Here is a 16,444-nt window from a genome sequence, read left to right on the forward strand (position 1 = left end):
AATTGAAAGATTAAAATGTATTTGAGGCCAGATAAAAGGAATAACAAAGAACGTATTACTTTAATCCTGATAAAAATTTTAATAGTGAAAATAGTTCGAAAATATTGTAAAATGTTACAGGTTAGGGGGATGGCAATAGATGAAAATTTTAATCGAAACAGTTAATCATTTTAAACCGTATTGGAAAGTATTTCTAATTGCTTTTGCATGTTCATTAATTGCTGGCGCATTTGCGATTATTCCGCCGATTTTGACTGGTAAATTGGTCGATGAGATTGTTGGTGGTCCTGATTCAAAAATTATCTTTTATTTAATTTTAGGGATTATGCTTTCATTCTTATTTAAAGTCGGTTTTGAATCATTACAAGAATTTATTCAAGTAAAAATTGGTCTAGATGTGATTACAGATATGCAATTACGTGCATTTACAAAGCTTCAAAAAGCACCGATGACGTTTTTTTCGACAACACCTCGGGGGGATATGTTATATCGGTTAACGCATGATGTAGAATCTGTTCAAAACTTGAATAATACAGTTGTACCACGTTTTATTCAACAAGTTATTGCAGCTATTGCAGCATGTATAGCGGTGTTTCCGTTGTATTGGCCTGCTGCAGTCGTCATGCTAGTTGTATTTGCAATTTATTTAGTTCCTTCTTATATGATTGGTAAAAAAGTAAGAAAAATGGGGGCTATAGCTCGTGATATGAGTGCTGATTTGTATAATCATACTCAAGAAAGTATTGAGTCAGTTCGATTAGTGCGAACTTTTCAAACGCAGGATATAGAAAATAAAAAATTAGAAGATAAATTGTCTGTTTGGAAAAGATTTGCTATTCGCTTGGCTTTAATTGGGAAGGTTAATTGGCGTTTAGGAAATGTGATTAATAATGGTGCGCCAGGGGTCATTATGTTGATTGGTGGATATGCGATTTGGCAGCATGAAATTACAATTGGTACATTAATCGCCGTTTTAGGCTTTATCCCAACAATGTTTATGCCTGTCCGCTCGTTAGCTGAAAATGCATTAACAATTCAACAAGCAATTCCAGCACTTCAAAGAATATATGAGTACTTTGACTTGCCTTCAGAACAACCTGATGATTTACCGAAATTTGGAGAAGTGAAAGGTGATATAGAAGTTAAAAATATTCGATTTACTTATCCAAATTCAACTGAAGAAGTCCTAAAAGATGTTTCATTCTCAATTAGAGCAGGTCAACATATTGGGATTGTTGGTTCAAGCGGTGGAGGAAAAAGTACTTTAATTCAGTTATTACTCGGATTATACGAGCCTTCTTCAGGATCGATTTCAGTTGATCGTAAAGATTTATCCTCACATGATTATCAATCATTACGCCAAAATATTGGAGTCGTTTCTCAGGAGACTTTCCTTTTAAATAGTACTTTAAAGCAAAACTTACTTTATGCTAAACCGAATGCAACAGATGAAGATCTTAAACTTGCTGTTGAAGCAGCGGACTTATCCGATTTAGTTGAGTCACTACAAGAGGGTTTTGAAACGATTGTTGGTGAAAGAGGACTAAAATTATCTGGTGGTCAAAGACAACGAGTAGCTCTTGCAAGAGCAATTTTACGTCATCCTCCAGTGTTAATTTTCGATGAGGCTACATCATCATTAGATGGAGAAACAGAGGAAAAGGTACAATCATCGCTTGAAAAGTTAATTCCAGGTCGTACAACAATTACAATCGCACATCGACTTGTAACAGTAAAGGATGCTGATTGTATTTTATTATTAGATAAAGGACGTATTGCTGAACAAGGAACACATGAAGAATTATTATCATTAAAAGGTCAGTACTATCAATTATATATGGCACAATACAGTGAACTAGAAAAGGAGAGTGCTGTATGATGCAGAAAAATACAAAAAAAATAGGGGATGGAAAAAGAGTCATAAACTTTCTCAAGCCTCATAAAAAATGGGTTTTTGCAGATTCATTTGTAATTGCTTTAAGTCAAGTTTGTGCAGCATTAATACCTACTCTAGGAACGGGTTGGTTAATTGATCATATAATTCCAAACCATGACAATGCACTATTATGGGGATTAATGTGGTTGCTTGTAATTGCTGCAATTCTTGATTTAATTTTAATGGTCATTGATGAGTATTTTTGCCATCATATTGCTAAATCTGTTACAAACTGGCAAAAACTACGGTTATTTAAGCATTTGCAAATTTTACCTTATTCATATTTTCATCAATCTAAATCTGGTGAATTATTAGCACGAGTTTCTGATGACCCAGATACACTGCATAACTTTTTAGCATGGGAAGGCTCTACTTTTATGGCTTCTGTTCAAGGAGTATTTATATATAGTATTGTCTTACTTTGGATTAATCCTTATTTAATGATTACTAGTGTTGTTTTAGGTGTTTTATTTTATTGGACGTCTAATAAAGTCGGGGCTCGTACTAGAATTGCTTCTGCTAAAGCTAGAACTGAAGCGTCACGTTATTTAGAAAGATTACGAGAATCAGTAACAGGAATTCAACTTTCGAGAATTCTTGGTGCAACGGATTATGAAATTCAAAGTGTTGCCGATATCCGTAAATCATTTATGAAAGAATCAATTATTGAATTAAAAGCTAGAATGCAATCAATTGTTGTAATCGGTAGCTATAATGGATTTGCTTTAGCTGCAGTCTATTTTATAAGTGTTTTACTAATTTCAAATGATCAAATCACAACGGGACAAATGTATACGGCAGGTGGGCTTGTGACCATTGCGGCTAATGAAATTCAAAGGATGTTAAGAAACTGGTTATCAGTACGTAGAACTGGTCCTGCATTAGATCGATCTGAAAAATTATTAGCTGAAGAAGTTTCAGAATTTGAAGTACAAGAAGGTGAAAAATTAAATTCAGTTAATGGGTTAATTGAATTTAAAGAGGTTAAATTTGCCTATCCAACGAAGGAAGAATTTGTGTTAAATGGATTGTCATTTCATGTGAAACCAGGGGAAGCAGTGGCCGTAGTAGGACCAAGTGGTGCCGGAAAATCAACAATTGTAGATTTATTATTAGGTTTCTATCCGTTAAATAATGGAACAATTGAAGTAGATGGTTTACCAATTGAAAAAGCGAATGCAAAGTGGATTAGGGATGCGATTTCGTTTGTTTCGCAAGATGTACAGCTAAGAAATGGTAGTTTAGCTGATAATATTCGTATAGGAAATGAAATGGTAACAGATGATGAAATGATTCAGGCTTTAAAAGATAGTGGATTATCAGACTATCTAAATTCATTACCAGAAGGTTTAGAATCATCAATTGGTGAACGAGGGGCACTATTATCTGGTGGCCAAAAACAAAGATTATCTTTAGCAAGAGCATTAGTTAAAAACTCTCCTATTCTTATTTTAGATGAAGCAAGCTCGGCTTTAGATCCGATTACAGAATTGCAAATAAATGAAGCGATTCAAAAACGAAAATCAAAACAATCAGTCATCGTAATCTCACATCGTTTATCTACTGTTTTAACAGCGGACAGAATCGTTGTATTAGAAAATGGGAAAGTAGTCGAAGAAGGTACTCATCATTCTTTATTAGAAAAAGATGGCGTTTATTCAAGATTATTTAAAAGAGAAGCTGAAACTGGTGAAAATGTAATTAGTGTATCGTAAGAAGATTAAAAAGGAGTGTTAGAATGACTAATATATCAATAAAACTTTACGAATCAAAAGAAGAGTTAAGAAAAGGCTTTGAAGTATTAAAACAGCTTCGTACTCACTTAAATGAAGAATCATTTTTTAATTTGTACGAAGAAATGCAAAAACAAGGCTATCAATTATTTGGGTTAGAAGACCGAGGATTGACGGTTGCAGTCGCTGGAGTTAGTATATTAACAAATTTCTATAATGGTAGACACGTATTTGTTTACGATTTAGTGACGGATGAAAGTAAACGCTCAAATGGATACGGTAAGAAATTACTAGATTTTATTTCTGATTTTGGTAGAAGGAATGGCTGTCAATTAGTAACACTACAATCCGGTGTCCAAAGAATCAATGCGCATCGTTTTTATGAACATAAAATGGAATATGAAAAACTTTCTTATTCCTTTAGTAAAGTTATTGAATCAACTTAAAAACCCTAATTTTAGCCCTAGGGTCTCAGCCTTCCAAATTTTTATCTAAAATTGATAAGTTTTAGAAATAACTAAGAGCCCTTTACAAATTAAGGGCTCTTAAAATTAGAATTCATTATGTATGTGATTTTTTATTAATTCAACAACATCTAAAAGATAATTACTTTCGTGTGAAACAAATTGATCTTTATCTATTGATTTTTGAATTGGAATTTTTTCCTCTGTTTCAGTAATTTGAAAACCATCAACTTCTACTGTATCTCTTAATCCATGTGCGAATTGATAAAATTGATTAAAATCCGCTTTCACTATCCCTGAAACTTCTTCTTTTTGTAAATTGAAATCAGTAAAAGGTTTATCGCTTTTAAGTAAAAAAACATGACTTAATTCATGATCAATAATCGTTTCTAATATGATTGAATTTTTAATGATACCAAGAGGGATTACATCTTCCATTTTTACTTCTATTCCAAGTTCTTCTTTTACTTCTCTTAATCCATCTTGAACTGTTTCAGTAGATAATAAATGACCAGCAGCCGTAATATCAAATAAATTCGGATAATCCTTTTTTTGATGACTACGGATTTGAAAATAAATTGAAGCTTGGTCATCTATTATACTAAGTAGCCAGCAATGAAATGTTTCGTGCCATAATCCCTTTTTATGTACTTCACTACGTGAGGCTTCTCCTATATGATTACCGGATTCATCAAAAATTTTAAGTAATTCTTCTTTCATTTAACTAACCACCTTGTTTTTTGATCTATGAACCATGTACTTCATTATAAAATAAAATTGTCGGATTGAAGTATATTTTTGATTAAAAGCTTTTTTTACGATTCCGCAGCATTAGAAATAGTAGGATAAAAAGGCGGTATCCACCTATAACCGCCGTATCCAAAAGATGAATGTTTAGAAGTGTACACTCATTATCTATTTATAAACCTGCCCTTATTTAATACTGATGCTGCTACTGCTATAAGGATTATACCCATAAAAGCCGGTGCGGCATGACTAAGTGATACATAGATTTGACCTCCTATAACCGGTCCAATGATTCTTGCTAAAGCTTGAATAGATTGGCTACCTCCTTGAATTCTGCCTTGTTCACTAGGGTCAACAGTCTTAGAAACCATTCCATTAAATGACGGTCCGAATATTGAATCACCAAACCCAAATATAAACATTCCAGCAATTAGTAGAGGATAGTATGTGAACAAAGCCGATGCAGCAATTAGACTGTAGCCTATAATTTCTGAAACCATGCCAAGAGTTGTTATTTGTGAATCACTAAATTTAATTAACAGCTTGGGCATGATGAAACCTTGTGAAATGATGTCCTGGACCCCCATAATTGAGAACATTAGGCCAATAAGTGCAGGCTCCCAGTTGAACGTATCGATTGTAAATTGTGAAAAAACGGCCTGCAATGATCCATTTGGTATCCAAAGTAGGAACGCAGAGATGAGTAGCCATTTTAAGTTTTTTATGGAAAGTATGTTTAAAAGCTGGGTGAATGGATTCAACCTTACAAAGGTAATCTTTTTCAGTCTGTTATTCAGATCAAGGCTCTCTGGCATAAATAAGATTCCAAAAACAAGATTTAGTAAAGTTATGATTGCTCCAAAATACATCGGTACAGAATATCCAAACTTAGCAAGGAATCCACCTAGAGTAGGTCCAATTGCGGCTCCTACACCTGCAACGGCACTTACCCACCCAAAGTATTTGGTTCGCTTATCACTTGGAGTGATGTCTGCAAAATATGCGAAGATTGTGCTAATGCTCCCACCAGTTATCCCTTCAATTATACGCCCAGCAAAAAGTACCCATAGAGCTCCTCCTATGCCAAAAACTAAGTAGCCGATAGCGGAACCTAAAAGTGATACTAGCAGTATTGGACGGCGGCCATATCTGTCGCTTAATGCTCCAAGTCCAGGAGCAGCAAAAAACACGCATATTGCATAAACAGAAGTCAACAACGTAACGACTATGGCTTGATCTTCTGGATTGCTTATATAAGGCTGTACTAAGTATGGTACGACCGGTGTGATGATACTGAAGCCTATTCCGCAAAGAAAGATGGACATAAGACCGAAGAATAAAGCCGTTTTATCTATGGTTTGTTCCAATTTCTGTTCTTTTTGTGATCTAAATTTGAACAATAAAATTCTCCTCTCAAAAACGATAATTTTGATTCTTTGGAAACATATTTATCGTACGAGTGTTTTGTTTCCTTGTCAACAATAATATCGAAATAAAAAAGCAACCGCTCCTCTAGTAGAGTTTTGGCTGCAAGTGAATCTTTACTATTGAAATTTATTTCGGTTTATTATCGATATCGATGCCTTGTTTCTTTATTTCTGCATCTAAATGATGACAATAATTGTTCACGAAGTTTAGCATACTGTTGAATTGTTCTTCGGTTATTTGATCAAATACAAATTTATCTCGCTCTCGAAACTTTTTATGTAGTTCTTCATGGATATTGTCTATTACTTTTCCTTGCTCAGTAAGCTTAAAATAAATTTCTTTCTTATTATCCGGTTTCTGATAGCTTTCAATCAGACCTTTATTTATAAGCTTCTTCGTTATTTTAGTGATGGCACCTCTTGTCATATATAAAGAATCAGCAAGTTTGGTCACGTTGGAATCTACATTTTTTCCAATGTATTCGATACAATGTACTTCAGAAGATTGATACCCTTTAAGTGCCTCTTCCATTTTAAACTTATTAAGCCAAACCATTTTATTAAATACATCCCTGAAACCCATTATAAGCTGTTCTTCTTTATTCATACTCAATCCTCCTACCCGTTGATTCATTAACCATATTATATAAAATATTGTTTCTAATTCAACAATATAATAATCATTATGTTAGGAATAGGTGATCGGAGAATTACAAGCAACTATATGTATATTGTTCCAAAAGTCGGAAACACGAAATGAGAAGCTTTTCATTTTAAAAAAAAATCGGCCGCAGGCATTTTGAATGTTTATGAAATAGTGTGAAAAATCGGTTTAGCAAGCTGGACAAGAATTCCGAATAATCTCTAAATGGGTTAACTATTTTCTGAAAAGTTTACATTCATCCATAATTAGGTTAATTTAGTATTATCTATTTGTAAAAGTTTGTCCCTTTTATGTAATGTTATGACTTGTTGACACTTTCACAAATGACAACATTAAATTAAAATTATTAGGTGAATTGAAATGAGAATAGCTTTTTTTGACTCAGGAATTGGTGGGTTAACTGTCTTAAATGAGGCACTGAAAAAATTACCAAATGAAGATTTTTTATATTTTGCTGATACTCTTCACGTTCCTTATGGTACAAAGTCGAAGGAAGAAGTAAGTGCATTTGTAAAAAAGTCTGTTGAAACGATTATTAAAGAAGATGTAAAAGCACTAGTAATTGCATGTAATACAGCGACTAGTATTGCAGTAAATGAATTGAGAGAAATGTATGATTTTCCGATTATCGGTATGGAACCGGCTGTAAAACCAGCTGTTGAAATGAACAGAACAACTGGGAAGAGAGTATTAGTTTTTGCGACTCCACTTACGTTAAAGCAAACAAAGTATAATGAGCTTATTTCTAGAGTGGACGATTTAAGTATTGTCGATTCATTGCCATTACCAGAGCTTGTTCATTATTGTGAGGAATTGAATTTTGATGAAAACTTTATGATTGATTATTTTAAAAGTAAACTTTCATTATTTAATATTGAGCAATATGGAACAATTGTTTTAGGTTGTACCCATTATCCATTTTATAGAAACATCTTAAAAAAGATATTACCTGAAGATGTTCAAATTGTTGATGGAAGTAATGGTACTGTAAAAAGATTAATCCAGCTTCTCGGAGAAAATGGCCAATTAAATGAAACTGGTCAAACAAATGTCAAATTTATGTGTTCGAATAATGACCTAGAATATATTGAGAAGACTAAAGAGGCGTTAGGCTACTTACAAAATGAAAGATAAGAGATAAGCTAGAATTAGCTTATCTTTTTATTATGTTTCAATACAGGACTAATATTGTTTATTCCCGAATAGTTGTTAAAGTCAATTTTTTTGAAAACTTTTTCTCCTAATAGGGGAGGTTGTGATTAATTGGTAAAAATAAGGGATGTATTAAAATATTTCGGCGTCATTACGATGTTATTTTTTGCTGCTTATTTAATTATTAAATATATTAGAGAAGATGAGATTTTTTCGAATTTAATTTTTGGATTTTGCGTAGGACTTTTACTATTTTTAGGATATTTACTAAGTAGTAAAAATGAAAGAGAAAAATAGTTTTAGCTTAGTAGGTAATAAAAGTAGAGTAAAAGGAACTAAATTAAAAGCTTAATAGAACTATACATGTATTTGTTTTTAGGAATGTATATTAGTAAAAATGGTGCCCTTTAAATGCACCATTTTTTCACGTTGTTGAAAAACAACTTTGTCATTTAAATTATCAAATTTTCGTAAAAGGAGTAGAGTGATGTTGATTTCCACTACAGGATGCTCGCTTTCCATGGGGCGAGACCTGAGCCTCCTCGGCAAGCCTGCGGGGTCTCAGCCTTCCCGCTAATCCCATAGGAGTCGAGCACCCCTCCGTTCCAATCAAACTATTCATCAAAGAAAAGTCTGCAATAAATCCTAATCAAATAGCCTTTACTTAGAGTAACCAAACTATTGTATATAAATCAACTTGTAGGTCTACTATTATCGAACTTTAATTAAACTAATCAACTGAATTTGTTTTTCTAAAAATTAGACCTAGAATTTTTAACTTTGGAAAAAAATCATTACTAGTGATTTTTGGAATCATGAAATTGATCAAAATACTAACATTTGAAACCATTAATAAATCATCCGATAAATGATAATTTCATCATAAATAACTTCAATTTAATATCCTTTTTCCCTATTGACCATTTTATATTTCAACACTCTGTAAAAATGGTGCCCTTTAAAGGCACCATTTTTTTATTTCTTCAATTTTAATACAAGTTCTTCATCAGGTGTTACATAAACCGTATTGTTTTGTTCGTATATGACAAAACCTGGTTTTGAACCATTTGGTTTTTTAACATGGCGGATTTCCGTGTAATCAACTGGGACCGAGCTTGATTGACGTGCTTTACTAAAATATGCAGCAATAATAGCAGCTTCTTTAATCGCAATTTCACTAGGATCCTTAGCACGAATGACAACATGGGAGCCCGGGATATCTTTAGTATGAAACCAAAGCTCATCTCGACTCGCAAGTTTATTTGTCAAATAATCATTTTGTTTATTATTTTTACCGACTAATAATTGTTCACCAGTAGTAGAGATGTATTCATCTAATGTAACTTTTTGTTTGTTTGACTTTTGGGCTTTTTTCGATTTTTTCTTTCTTATATAACCCGTCTCCACTAGTTCTTCTCTAATTTCTTCCAAATCACGTGGTGAAGCAGACTCGATTTGCTGGATCACTGTCTCTAAATAATCATTTTCTTCTTTCGTTAATTTAATTTGCTCTTCAATATGTGCGACTGAATTTTTAAGCTTAGTATATTTGGTGAAATAAGCTTGTGCATTTTCAGAAGGTGTTTTTAATGGCGATAAAGGTATGACTACAGTGGCACCATTTTCGTCATAGTAATTAATTACTTCAATTTCTTTCATACCTTTTTGAAGTGCAAACATATTTGCAGTAAGCAATTCGCCTTGTAACTGAATTTTATCTGCTTTATCAGTATCTTCAAGACTTTTGTGTAACTTTTTAATTTTTTTCTTGTTTTTTGTTAGTTCATTTTGTAACAGTTTTTCTAAGTCTCCGCTTTGTTGTTTTACACGGTCACGTTCAGCTTTACCAAAGTAATAAACATCTAAAAGCTCACTTAAGCTATCGAAAACAGTTTGTTCGGCTTGTAAGTGAGATAAATTTATGAAATAAAACATTTCTCTCGATTCTAAGCGAAAAAGAGAAGGAGTAAACTTTTTTAATTGTATTTCATTCATGATTGTTTTAAACGAATTATACACATCTTTTTTTCCATTATAGACAATTTCATTTGCGAGTAATGGAGAGATTCCGGAGAAATGTTCAACAATTGCTTCGGAAGGTGATTGATCATTTTGTGTAATAAGTTGATTAAACTCCTCTTTAGAAGTGACTTGAAATGGATCATGTTTTTCTTGATTAGGAGGAGAAATATAAGTAGCACCGGGTTGTACTATTCGATGACGATTAACAGCCATTGGTACATGCTTTATACTATCTAATATTACTTGTCTTTCTTCATCAATTAAAAGGATATTACTATGTCTGCCCATTAATTCAATGATCAATGTTCGGTATTGTTCATCACCAATTTCATTTCTACTACGAACTTTAATGTTAACGATTCGTTCGTGTTCTAACTGTGTAATGCTTTCAATGATTCCACCATTTAAATGTTTTCTTAAAAGCATTGTAAACATTGATGGTTCTGATGGTGTATCGTAGTTTTGATTTGTAAAATGGAATCTAGCGTAACTAGGGTGAGCGCTTATGATTAGTTTGTAATTGGCACCATTAGCTCTCACAGTAAGAAGTACTTCATAGTTACTTGGTTGTACAATTTTTGATATTCTTCCAGTTGTTAGTTTAGAAGCTACTTCGTTTGTCATAGCTCCTGTAAAAAGTCCGTCAAAAGACATATGTATCACGTCCTACTCTATAAAACACTATTTTTATTTTTTAAATTATAAATTTTATCATTATCAATCAAATGATGGAGTTTATTACATTTGAATTAATATCGATGGAAAATAGAACGTTGATTTCCACTACAGGGTGCTCGCTTTCCATGGGGCGAGACCTGAGCCTCCTCGTCGCGTTCGCTCCTGTGGGGTCTCAGGCTTCCCGCAAATCCCATAGGAGTCGATCCCCCTTCCGTTCCAATCACTTCTCTAATTGTATTCAATTCTAATTCAATTATAAGTTCGATAAAATGAAGTGGATTGAAAGTAACTAAGCTGACTCAATAATCAATTATAAACTTAAAAGACCATACAACCGATTTTTAAGCTTTCCCTCAATCACGATCCTAAAGTTTCAATTAACTTCTAATTACATTCAATCTATTTCTCAAATCATCATAATTCTTAATCTGGCTCATATCCATTAAATAAACAATCAAGAAATTTCTCTTGGTATTCAATTACAATATCTTGATTGGTCTTGTCACAGTTCTAGTTGGTTAAAAGCTAGATTTATTTTCATCATTATATCATTTATTTGGACGAGTCTGAATATGCTTTTATGAGAGGTAAGGGGGACAACTTACCTAATGTTTAATTAGGGGTGAACGCGGGTATGAATTTTTATCGGATGAGAGCGGAAGAAGTCGTGCAAGTAACGAATACAAATGTTTCCTCCGGTTTAACTGATGAGGAGGTAAAGAAAAGGCGAGCAACTTTTGGGGCAAATGAATTAAAGGAATCAGAGAAAACTTCCAAACTCGTTTTATTTTTAAATCAGTTTAATGATTTTATGGTTTTTGTATTATTAGGCGCAACGATTATATCAATCTTTTTAAAGGAAGTAGTAGATGCAGTTGCGATTATGGCTATTGTATTAATTAACGGGATTTTAGGATATTTTCAAGAAGCAAAGGCAGAGAGATCATTAGAAGCCTTGAAAGAATTGGCTGCTCCACAAGTAAATGTTTTGCGTGATGGGCAATTTGTTAAGCTCCCTTCAAAAGATTTAGTTGTTGGGGATATTATTAAGTTTTCAAGTGGCGATCGGATTGGTGCTGATATTCGCATAATCGAAGCATCAAGTTTATACATAGAAGAATCAGCGCTAACAGGTGAATCGGTTCCAGTTCAAAAAAGATTTGAATCAATTCAGACAGATGATATTGGTATTGGTGATCAAGATAATATGGGGTTTATGGGAACACTCGTTACGCGTGGAAATGGTAAAGGTGTTGTTGTATCGACAGGAATGAAAACTGCAATGGGTCAAATTGCGAATTTACTTCAAAATACAGAAACCATTGTTACACCTTTACAAAGACGATTAGAACAATTAGGGAAAATATTGATAGTTTTAGCATTGTTTTTAACAGCTTTAGTTGTATTTATCGGTGTTTATCAAGGAAATGAATTATATCATATGTTTTTAGCTGGTGTGTCACTTGCAGTTGCTGCGATTCCAGAAGGTTTGCCAGCAATTGTAACGGTTGCTTTATCACTTGGTGTGCAACGGATGATTAAAAAGAAAGCAATCGTTCGAAAGCTTCAAGCGGTTGAAACATTAGGTTGTGCTTCGGTCATTTGTTCAGATAAAACGGGGACTATGACAGAAAATAAAATGACTGTTACAAATATTTGGTCGGGCGGATCTAGTTATGAAGTATCTGGAAACGGATATGCAATCGATGGAGAATTTACGAATAAAGAGAGAACGATTAATCCAACTTTAAATAAACAATTATTTCAAACACTTGTATTTGGATCTATTTGTAGTGATGCAGAATTAATTAAAAAGAAAAAAGAAATCGTACTAGATGGAGATCCAACTGAAGGTGCAATTGTTGTTGCGGGTTATAAAGCTGGGATTGACCGTGAATACGTAAATTCAAATTTTACTAGAATACATGAGCTTCCTTTTGATAGTACAAGGAAAATGATGTCGGTCGTTGTAAAAAATCGATCAGGTGAGCAATTTGTGATTACAAAGGGTGCACCAGACGTCTTACTTTCAAAATGTAATACAATTTTATGGCATGAAAGAGAAGAACAATTAAATACGTTTAGACAAAATTCAGTTGAAAGTATAATCGAAACATATGCAAATAATGCACTTCGTACGATTGCAATTGCTTTTAAACCATTAAATCCTAATTCGATCATTGATGAAAGGGATCTCGAAAGTAATTTAACTTTTATTGGTTTACAAGGGATGATTGACCCACCTAGAGCAGAAGTTGCACAAGCTGTTCAAGAGTGTAAAGAAGCTGGTATTAGGACGGTTATGATTACTGGAGACCATAAGTTAACAGCTTCTAGTATTGCTAGAAAACTAGGAATCTTAAGAGATAACGGTAGAGTAGTAGAAGGAAAAGAATTAGATGCACTTTCTGTAGAGCAGATCCAGGAATTTGTTGAAGATGCTGCTGTGTTTGCCCGAGTTTCACCTGAACATAAATTGAAAATTGTTAAAGCACTTCAAGCGAATGGACATATTGTAGCAATGACTGGTGATGGCGTAAATGATGCACCAGCTATTAAAGCAGCGGATATTGGAATTTCAATGGGGATTACTGGTACAGATGTTGCAAAGGAAGCTTCAGCATTAGTTTTACTGGATGATAATTTTGCTACGATCAAGTCTGCAATTAAAGAAGGACGCAATATTTATAGTAATATTCGTAAATTTATCCGTTATTTATTAGCTTCAAATGTAGGTGAAATTTTAGTTATGTTGTTTGCGATGTTATTAGCGCTACCTTTACCACTTGTTCCAGTACAAATTCTATGGGTAAATCTAGTGACTGATGGATTACCTGCAATGGCATTAGGTGTTGATTCAGCTGAAGATGATGTAATGAAAAGAAGTCCTCGTTCATTATCAGAAGGGATATTTGCAAGAGGTTTAGGATGGAAAATTATTTCAAGAGGGTTTTTAATTGGATTTGTTACTCTTTTAGCCTTCATTATTTCGTATAATCAACATCCGAATCAACTAGAATACGCACAAACAGTTGCATTTTCTACATTAGTTTTAGCTCAATTAATTCATGTATTTGATTGTAGAAGTGAACGTTCCATTTTCCATCGAAATGTATTTGGAAATTTATATTTAATTGGTGCTGTTATTGTTTCGATGCTATTAATGCTAGTTGTTATTTACTACCCACCATTACAACCTATTTTCAAAACGATTCCGATCGTGCCTAGAGATTGGTTTTTAATTGGAGGTCTATCATCAATTCCAACTTTTATGCTTGCAGGCGCATTATTTACTAAGAAAAAATAATTTACGAACAAAATGGATAACCAATTTAAAATATGTTATAATTCCTTAAGGTAGTAGAGGTATGCTCTATTACCTTTTCTCTTTTACATATTGAATGAAATTTGGGAAATAAATTAGAGAGAAAATTAGTGTATTGGAAGTGGAACAATGGTCGTAAGTATGACAGGGTATGGTAAAGCCATTTTGTCAAATGAACAGTACAAAATACATATTGAAATGAAAGCAGTGAATCATCGATACTTAGAGACAATCGTTCGAATGCCGAGGCAATTATTAGCATATGAAGATGCAATTAAGAAAATTGTAGCTGAGTATACTAGTCGAGGTCGAGTTGAGGTTTTTGTTACAATTGAGGGCTTATTACAACGTACATTACAAATAGATGAAGGCTTAATTCAACAATATAAAAAAGCGATAGAACATCTTTCAGGTGAAGGGCAAAATAAATCTTTTTACAATCCAATCGATTTATTAAAGCTACCTGAAGTTACTACAGTAAGTGAAGTAGAACAAATCAATGATAATTTTGAAGAATTATTGTTAACGACTACTGAAAATGCATGTCAGCAATTTTTTGATGTTAAGTGCAAAGAAGGTGGACAACTTAAAAAAGATTTAATAGAAAGATTAACAGCAATTGAAGAATGTAAAAAACAAATTACTGTTCATTCTCCTCTTGTTTTGAAATCATATCGTGAAAAACTGCAAACTAAATTAGCGGAAGTTGAATTAACAGCGGTTGATGAGCAAAGATTATTAACAGAACTTATGCTCTTTGCGGATCGATGTGACATATCTGAAGAATTAGTTCGACTAACTAGTCATTTAGAATTGTTTAATGAAACTTTACAAATAAAAGAATCAATTGGGCGGAAATTAGATTTCATCGTACAAGAAATGAATCGAGAAGTGAATACGATTGGTTCGAAAGCAAACTCATTAGATATTTCTAAACAAGTTGTTGAAATTAAAAATAATCTTGAAAAAATTAGAGAGCAAGTTCAAAATATTGAATAATGTAAAAGATTTGTTTATAGTTGCAAAGGTCCGGTAACAATGTGAAGTAGAAGACTAATTAATTTTTTATTAATTGACTCTAACACGCAGAAGTAACAATAGATTGACCTTTAATAAATAAAACTGTCTAGAATTAGAAGGGTAGGGTCATAAATGAGGCATGAAAGAGGCTTATTAATCGTACTTTCTGGTCCATCAGGAGTAGGTAAGGGTACGGTGCGTAAAGCTATTTTTGATAATAAGGACTTAGATCTGCAATATAGTATTTCGATGACGACAAGAAATCCTCGTGAAGGTGAAGTACATGGAGTAGATTATTTCTTTACATCAAAAGAAGATTTCAAACAGAAAATAAATGAAGATAAATTTCTTGAGTGGGCAGAGTTTGTAGGTAATTACTATGGAACGCCAATTGATTATGTTGAAAAAACATTAAGCGAAGGAAAAGACATTTTCCTAGAAATTGAAGTTCAAGGTGCCTTACAAGTAAAAAAAGCCTTTCCAGAAGGAATTTTTATTTTCTTAGCCCCTCCAAGTATGAGAGAATTACAAAATAGAATTGTAACAAGAGGCACAGAAACTGAAGATGTGATTATGAATCGTATGAATGCAGCAAAAGAAGAAATTGAAATGATGGATGCTTACGATTATGTAGTTGAAAATGATCAAGTTGATTTAGCTTGTGACCGTATTAAAGCAATTATTTTAAGTGAACATTTAAAACGTGAACGAGTTGCAAATTATTATAAAAGAATGATGGAGGCCGAATAAACTATGTTATATCCTTCGATTGACCGTTTATTAACAAAATTAGACTCAAAATATACGCTAGTAACAGTTGCTTCAAAGCGTGCTCGCGAAATGCAAGTAAATAAAGATACTCGTGTTGAAAAACCAGTATCTGATAAATTTGTAGGAAAAGCATTAGAAGAAATTAATGCTGGATTATTATCTTATAGAAAACTTGAAGAAGTTAAAGAAGATTAATATTTAACTGTGTGATGAGGCTGTCCCAAAACATTTGCTAATTTTCCATATGACTAAAAAGGACAACGTGGTGTTTAACACCTCTCCTAAAAGTTTCGTGGTGATTAGAAATGGGGGCAGTCTTATTTTTGTGATAAAATGGCCGAGTAGCTTAAACGACTAAAAGCCCTGACTTCAGAAAATAAGATAATACAACTAAGCTTATGCTTTGACGATAAGCTACTTGGTGAGCTTTTTTTAGAAAAGCCTATAACATTTATTTCAAACATATTTGTGGTATCTTAGACATAGAACGTCCAAAAGACCTATT

The 16,444-nt window shown here is 33.1% G+C and carries 13 protein-coding genes; 9 read left to right on the forward strand and 4 right to left on the reverse strand.

The window, feature by feature from the left end:
• Positions 1-139 precede the first annotated feature (139 nt).
• Genes BM319_RS07895 through BM319_RS07905 form a run of 3 tightly spaced genes read left to right on the forward strand, consistent with a single transcriptional unit; the run spans position 140 to position 4,115 of the window.
• Positions 140-1,879: an ABC transporter ATP-binding protein gene (locus BM319_RS07895; RefSeq protein ID WP_091022127.1), complete on the forward strand. Its 1,740-nt coding sequence runs from the start codon at positions 140-142 to the stop codon at positions 1,877-1,879.
• A complete protein-coding gene (locus BM319_RS07900) occupies positions 1,876-3,651 on the forward strand; it encodes an ABC transporter ATP-binding protein (protein WP_091022129.1) in 1,776 nt (591 codons plus the stop codon). The genes BM319_RS07895 and BM319_RS07900 overlap by 4 nt, the downstream gene beginning before the upstream one ends.
• A 23-nt stretch (positions 3,652-3,674) precedes the next feature.
• A complete protein-coding gene (locus BM319_RS07905; protein ID WP_069035628.1) occupies positions 3,675-4,115 on the forward strand; it encodes a GNAT family N-acetyltransferase in 441 nt (146 codons plus the stop codon).
• A 105-nt stretch (positions 4,116-4,220) separates the two neighbouring features.
• Here the strand turns inward: BM319_RS07905 and BM319_RS07910 are convergent, their stop codons facing one another.
• The 3 genes from BM319_RS07910 to BM319_RS07920 form a co-directional block, all read right to left on the reverse strand.
• Positions 4,221-4,853 carry an NUDIX hydrolase gene (locus BM319_RS07910; protein ID WP_069035629.1) on the reverse strand — a complete coding sequence of 211 codons (633 nt, stop codon included), beginning with the start codon at positions 4,851-4,853 and terminating at the stop codon, positions 4,221-4,223.
• Positions 4,854-5,044: 191 nt separating this feature from the next.
• Positions 5,045-6,280, reverse strand: a complete 1,236-nt coding sequence (locus BM319_RS07915; protein ID WP_091022131.1) for an MFS transporter — start codon at positions 6,278-6,280, stop codon at positions 5,045-5,047.
• Positions 6,281-6,434: 154 nt separating this feature from the next.
• On the reverse strand, positions 6,435-6,914 hold the full coding sequence (locus BM319_RS07920) for a MarR family transcriptional regulator (protein ID WP_069035631.1): 480 nt from the start codon (positions 6,912-6,914) through the stop codon (positions 6,435-6,437).
• 417 nt (positions 6,915-7,331) lie between these two features.
• On the opposite strand from BM319_RS07920, the gene murI reads away from it, so the two are divergent.
• Positions 7,332-8,105 (forward strand): glutamate racemase, encoded by a 774-nt coding sequence (gene murI, locus BM319_RS07925; protein WP_091022133.1) that lies wholly within the window; start codon positions 7,332-7,334, stop codon positions 8,103-8,105.
• 129 nt (positions 8,106-8,234) lie between these two features.
• Complete coding sequence (locus tag BM319_RS07930) at positions 8,235-8,420, forward strand: hypothetical protein (RefSeq protein WP_025568825.1); 186 nt, start codon at positions 8,235-8,237, stop codon at positions 8,418-8,420.
• A gap of 678 nt (positions 8,421-9,098) precedes the next feature.
• Here the strand turns inward: BM319_RS07930 and BM319_RS07935 are convergent.
• Positions 9,099-10,799, reverse strand: coding sequence for an Rqc2 family fibronectin-binding protein (locus BM319_RS07935; RefSeq protein WP_025568824.1), 1,701 nt, complete (start codon positions 10,797-10,799; stop codon positions 9,099-9,101).
• A 658-nt stretch (positions 10,800-11,457) separates the two neighbouring features.
• Between BM319_RS07935 and BM319_RS07940 the strand changes: the two genes are divergently transcribed.
• From BM319_RS07940 to rpoZ, 4 genes are all read left to right on the forward strand, one after another.
• A complete protein-coding gene (locus BM319_RS07940; protein ID WP_069034532.1) occupies positions 11,458-14,130 on the forward strand; it encodes a calcium-translocating P-type ATPase, SERCA-type in 2,673 nt (890 codons plus the stop codon).
• A gap of 147 nt (positions 14,131-14,277) precedes the next feature.
• Complete coding sequence (locus tag BM319_RS07945; protein ID WP_091022135.1) at positions 14,278-15,147, forward strand: YicC/YloC family endoribonuclease; 870 nt, start codon at positions 14,278-14,280, stop codon at positions 15,145-15,147.
• A 153-nt stretch (positions 15,148-15,300) separates the two neighbouring features.
• Complete coding sequence (gmk, locus tag BM319_RS07950) at positions 15,301-15,918, forward strand: guanylate kinase (protein ID WP_069034530.1); 618 nt, start codon at positions 15,301-15,303, stop codon at positions 15,916-15,918.
• A 3-nt stretch (positions 15,919-15,921) separates the two neighbouring features.
• Positions 15,922-16,134 carry a DNA-directed RNA polymerase subunit omega gene (gene rpoZ / locus BM319_RS07955; protein WP_025568819.1) on the forward strand — a complete coding sequence of 71 codons (213 nt, stop codon included), beginning with the start codon at positions 15,922-15,924 and terminating at the stop codon, positions 16,132-16,134.
• The last annotated feature ends 310 nt before the right edge of the window (positions 16,135-16,444 follow it).

The organism is Bacillus sp. UNCCL81 (assembly GCF_900112535.1).
Taxonomy (GTDB): Bacteria; Bacillota; Bacilli; order Bacillales; family Bacillaceae_G; genus Gottfriedia; species Gottfriedia luciferensis_B.

What these genes read in the sequence shown, in the direction of transcription:
- BM319_RS07895 (WP_091022127.1), top strand. Translation starts at nt 140, where the DNA reads ATGAAAATTTTAATCGAAACAGTTAATCATTTTAAACCGTATTGGAAA.
- BM319_RS07900 (WP_091022129.1), top strand. Translation starts at nt 1,876, where the DNA reads ATGATGCAGAAAAATACAAAAAAAATAGGGGATGGAAAAAGAGTCATA.
- BM319_RS07905 (WP_069035628.1), top strand. Translation starts at nt 3,675, where the DNA reads ATGACTAATATATCAATAAAACTTTACGAATCAAAAGAAGAGTTAAGA.
- BM319_RS07910 (WP_069035629.1), bottom strand. Translation starts at nt 4,853, where the DNA reads ATGAAAGAAGAATTACTTAAAATTTTTGATGAATCCGGTAATCATATA.
- BM319_RS07920 (WP_069035631.1), bottom strand. Translation starts at nt 6,914, where the DNA reads ATGAATAAAGAAGAACAGCTTATAATGGGTTTCAGGGATGTATTTAAT.
- murI (WP_091022133.1), top strand. Translation starts at nt 7,332, where the DNA reads ATGAGAATAGCTTTTTTTGACTCAGGAATTGGTGGGTTAACTGTCTTA.
- BM319_RS07935 (WP_025568824.1), bottom strand. Translation starts at nt 10,799, where the DNA reads ATGTCTTTTGACGGACTTTTTACAGGAGCTATGACAAACGAAGTAGCT.
- BM319_RS07940 (WP_069034532.1), top strand. Translation starts at nt 11,458, where the DNA reads ATGAATTTTTATCGGATGAGAGCGGAAGAAGTCGTGCAAGTAACGAAT.
- BM319_RS07945 (WP_091022135.1), top strand. Translation starts at nt 14,278, where the DNA reads ATGGTCGTAAGTATGACAGGGTATGGTAAAGCCATTTTGTCAAATGAA.
- gmk (WP_069034530.1), top strand. Translation starts at nt 15,301, where the DNA reads ATGAGGCATGAAAGAGGCTTATTAATCGTACTTTCTGGTCCATCAGGA.
- rpoZ (WP_025568819.1), top strand. Translation starts at nt 15,922, where the DNA reads ATGTTATATCCTTCGATTGACCGTTTATTAACAAAATTAGACTCAAAA.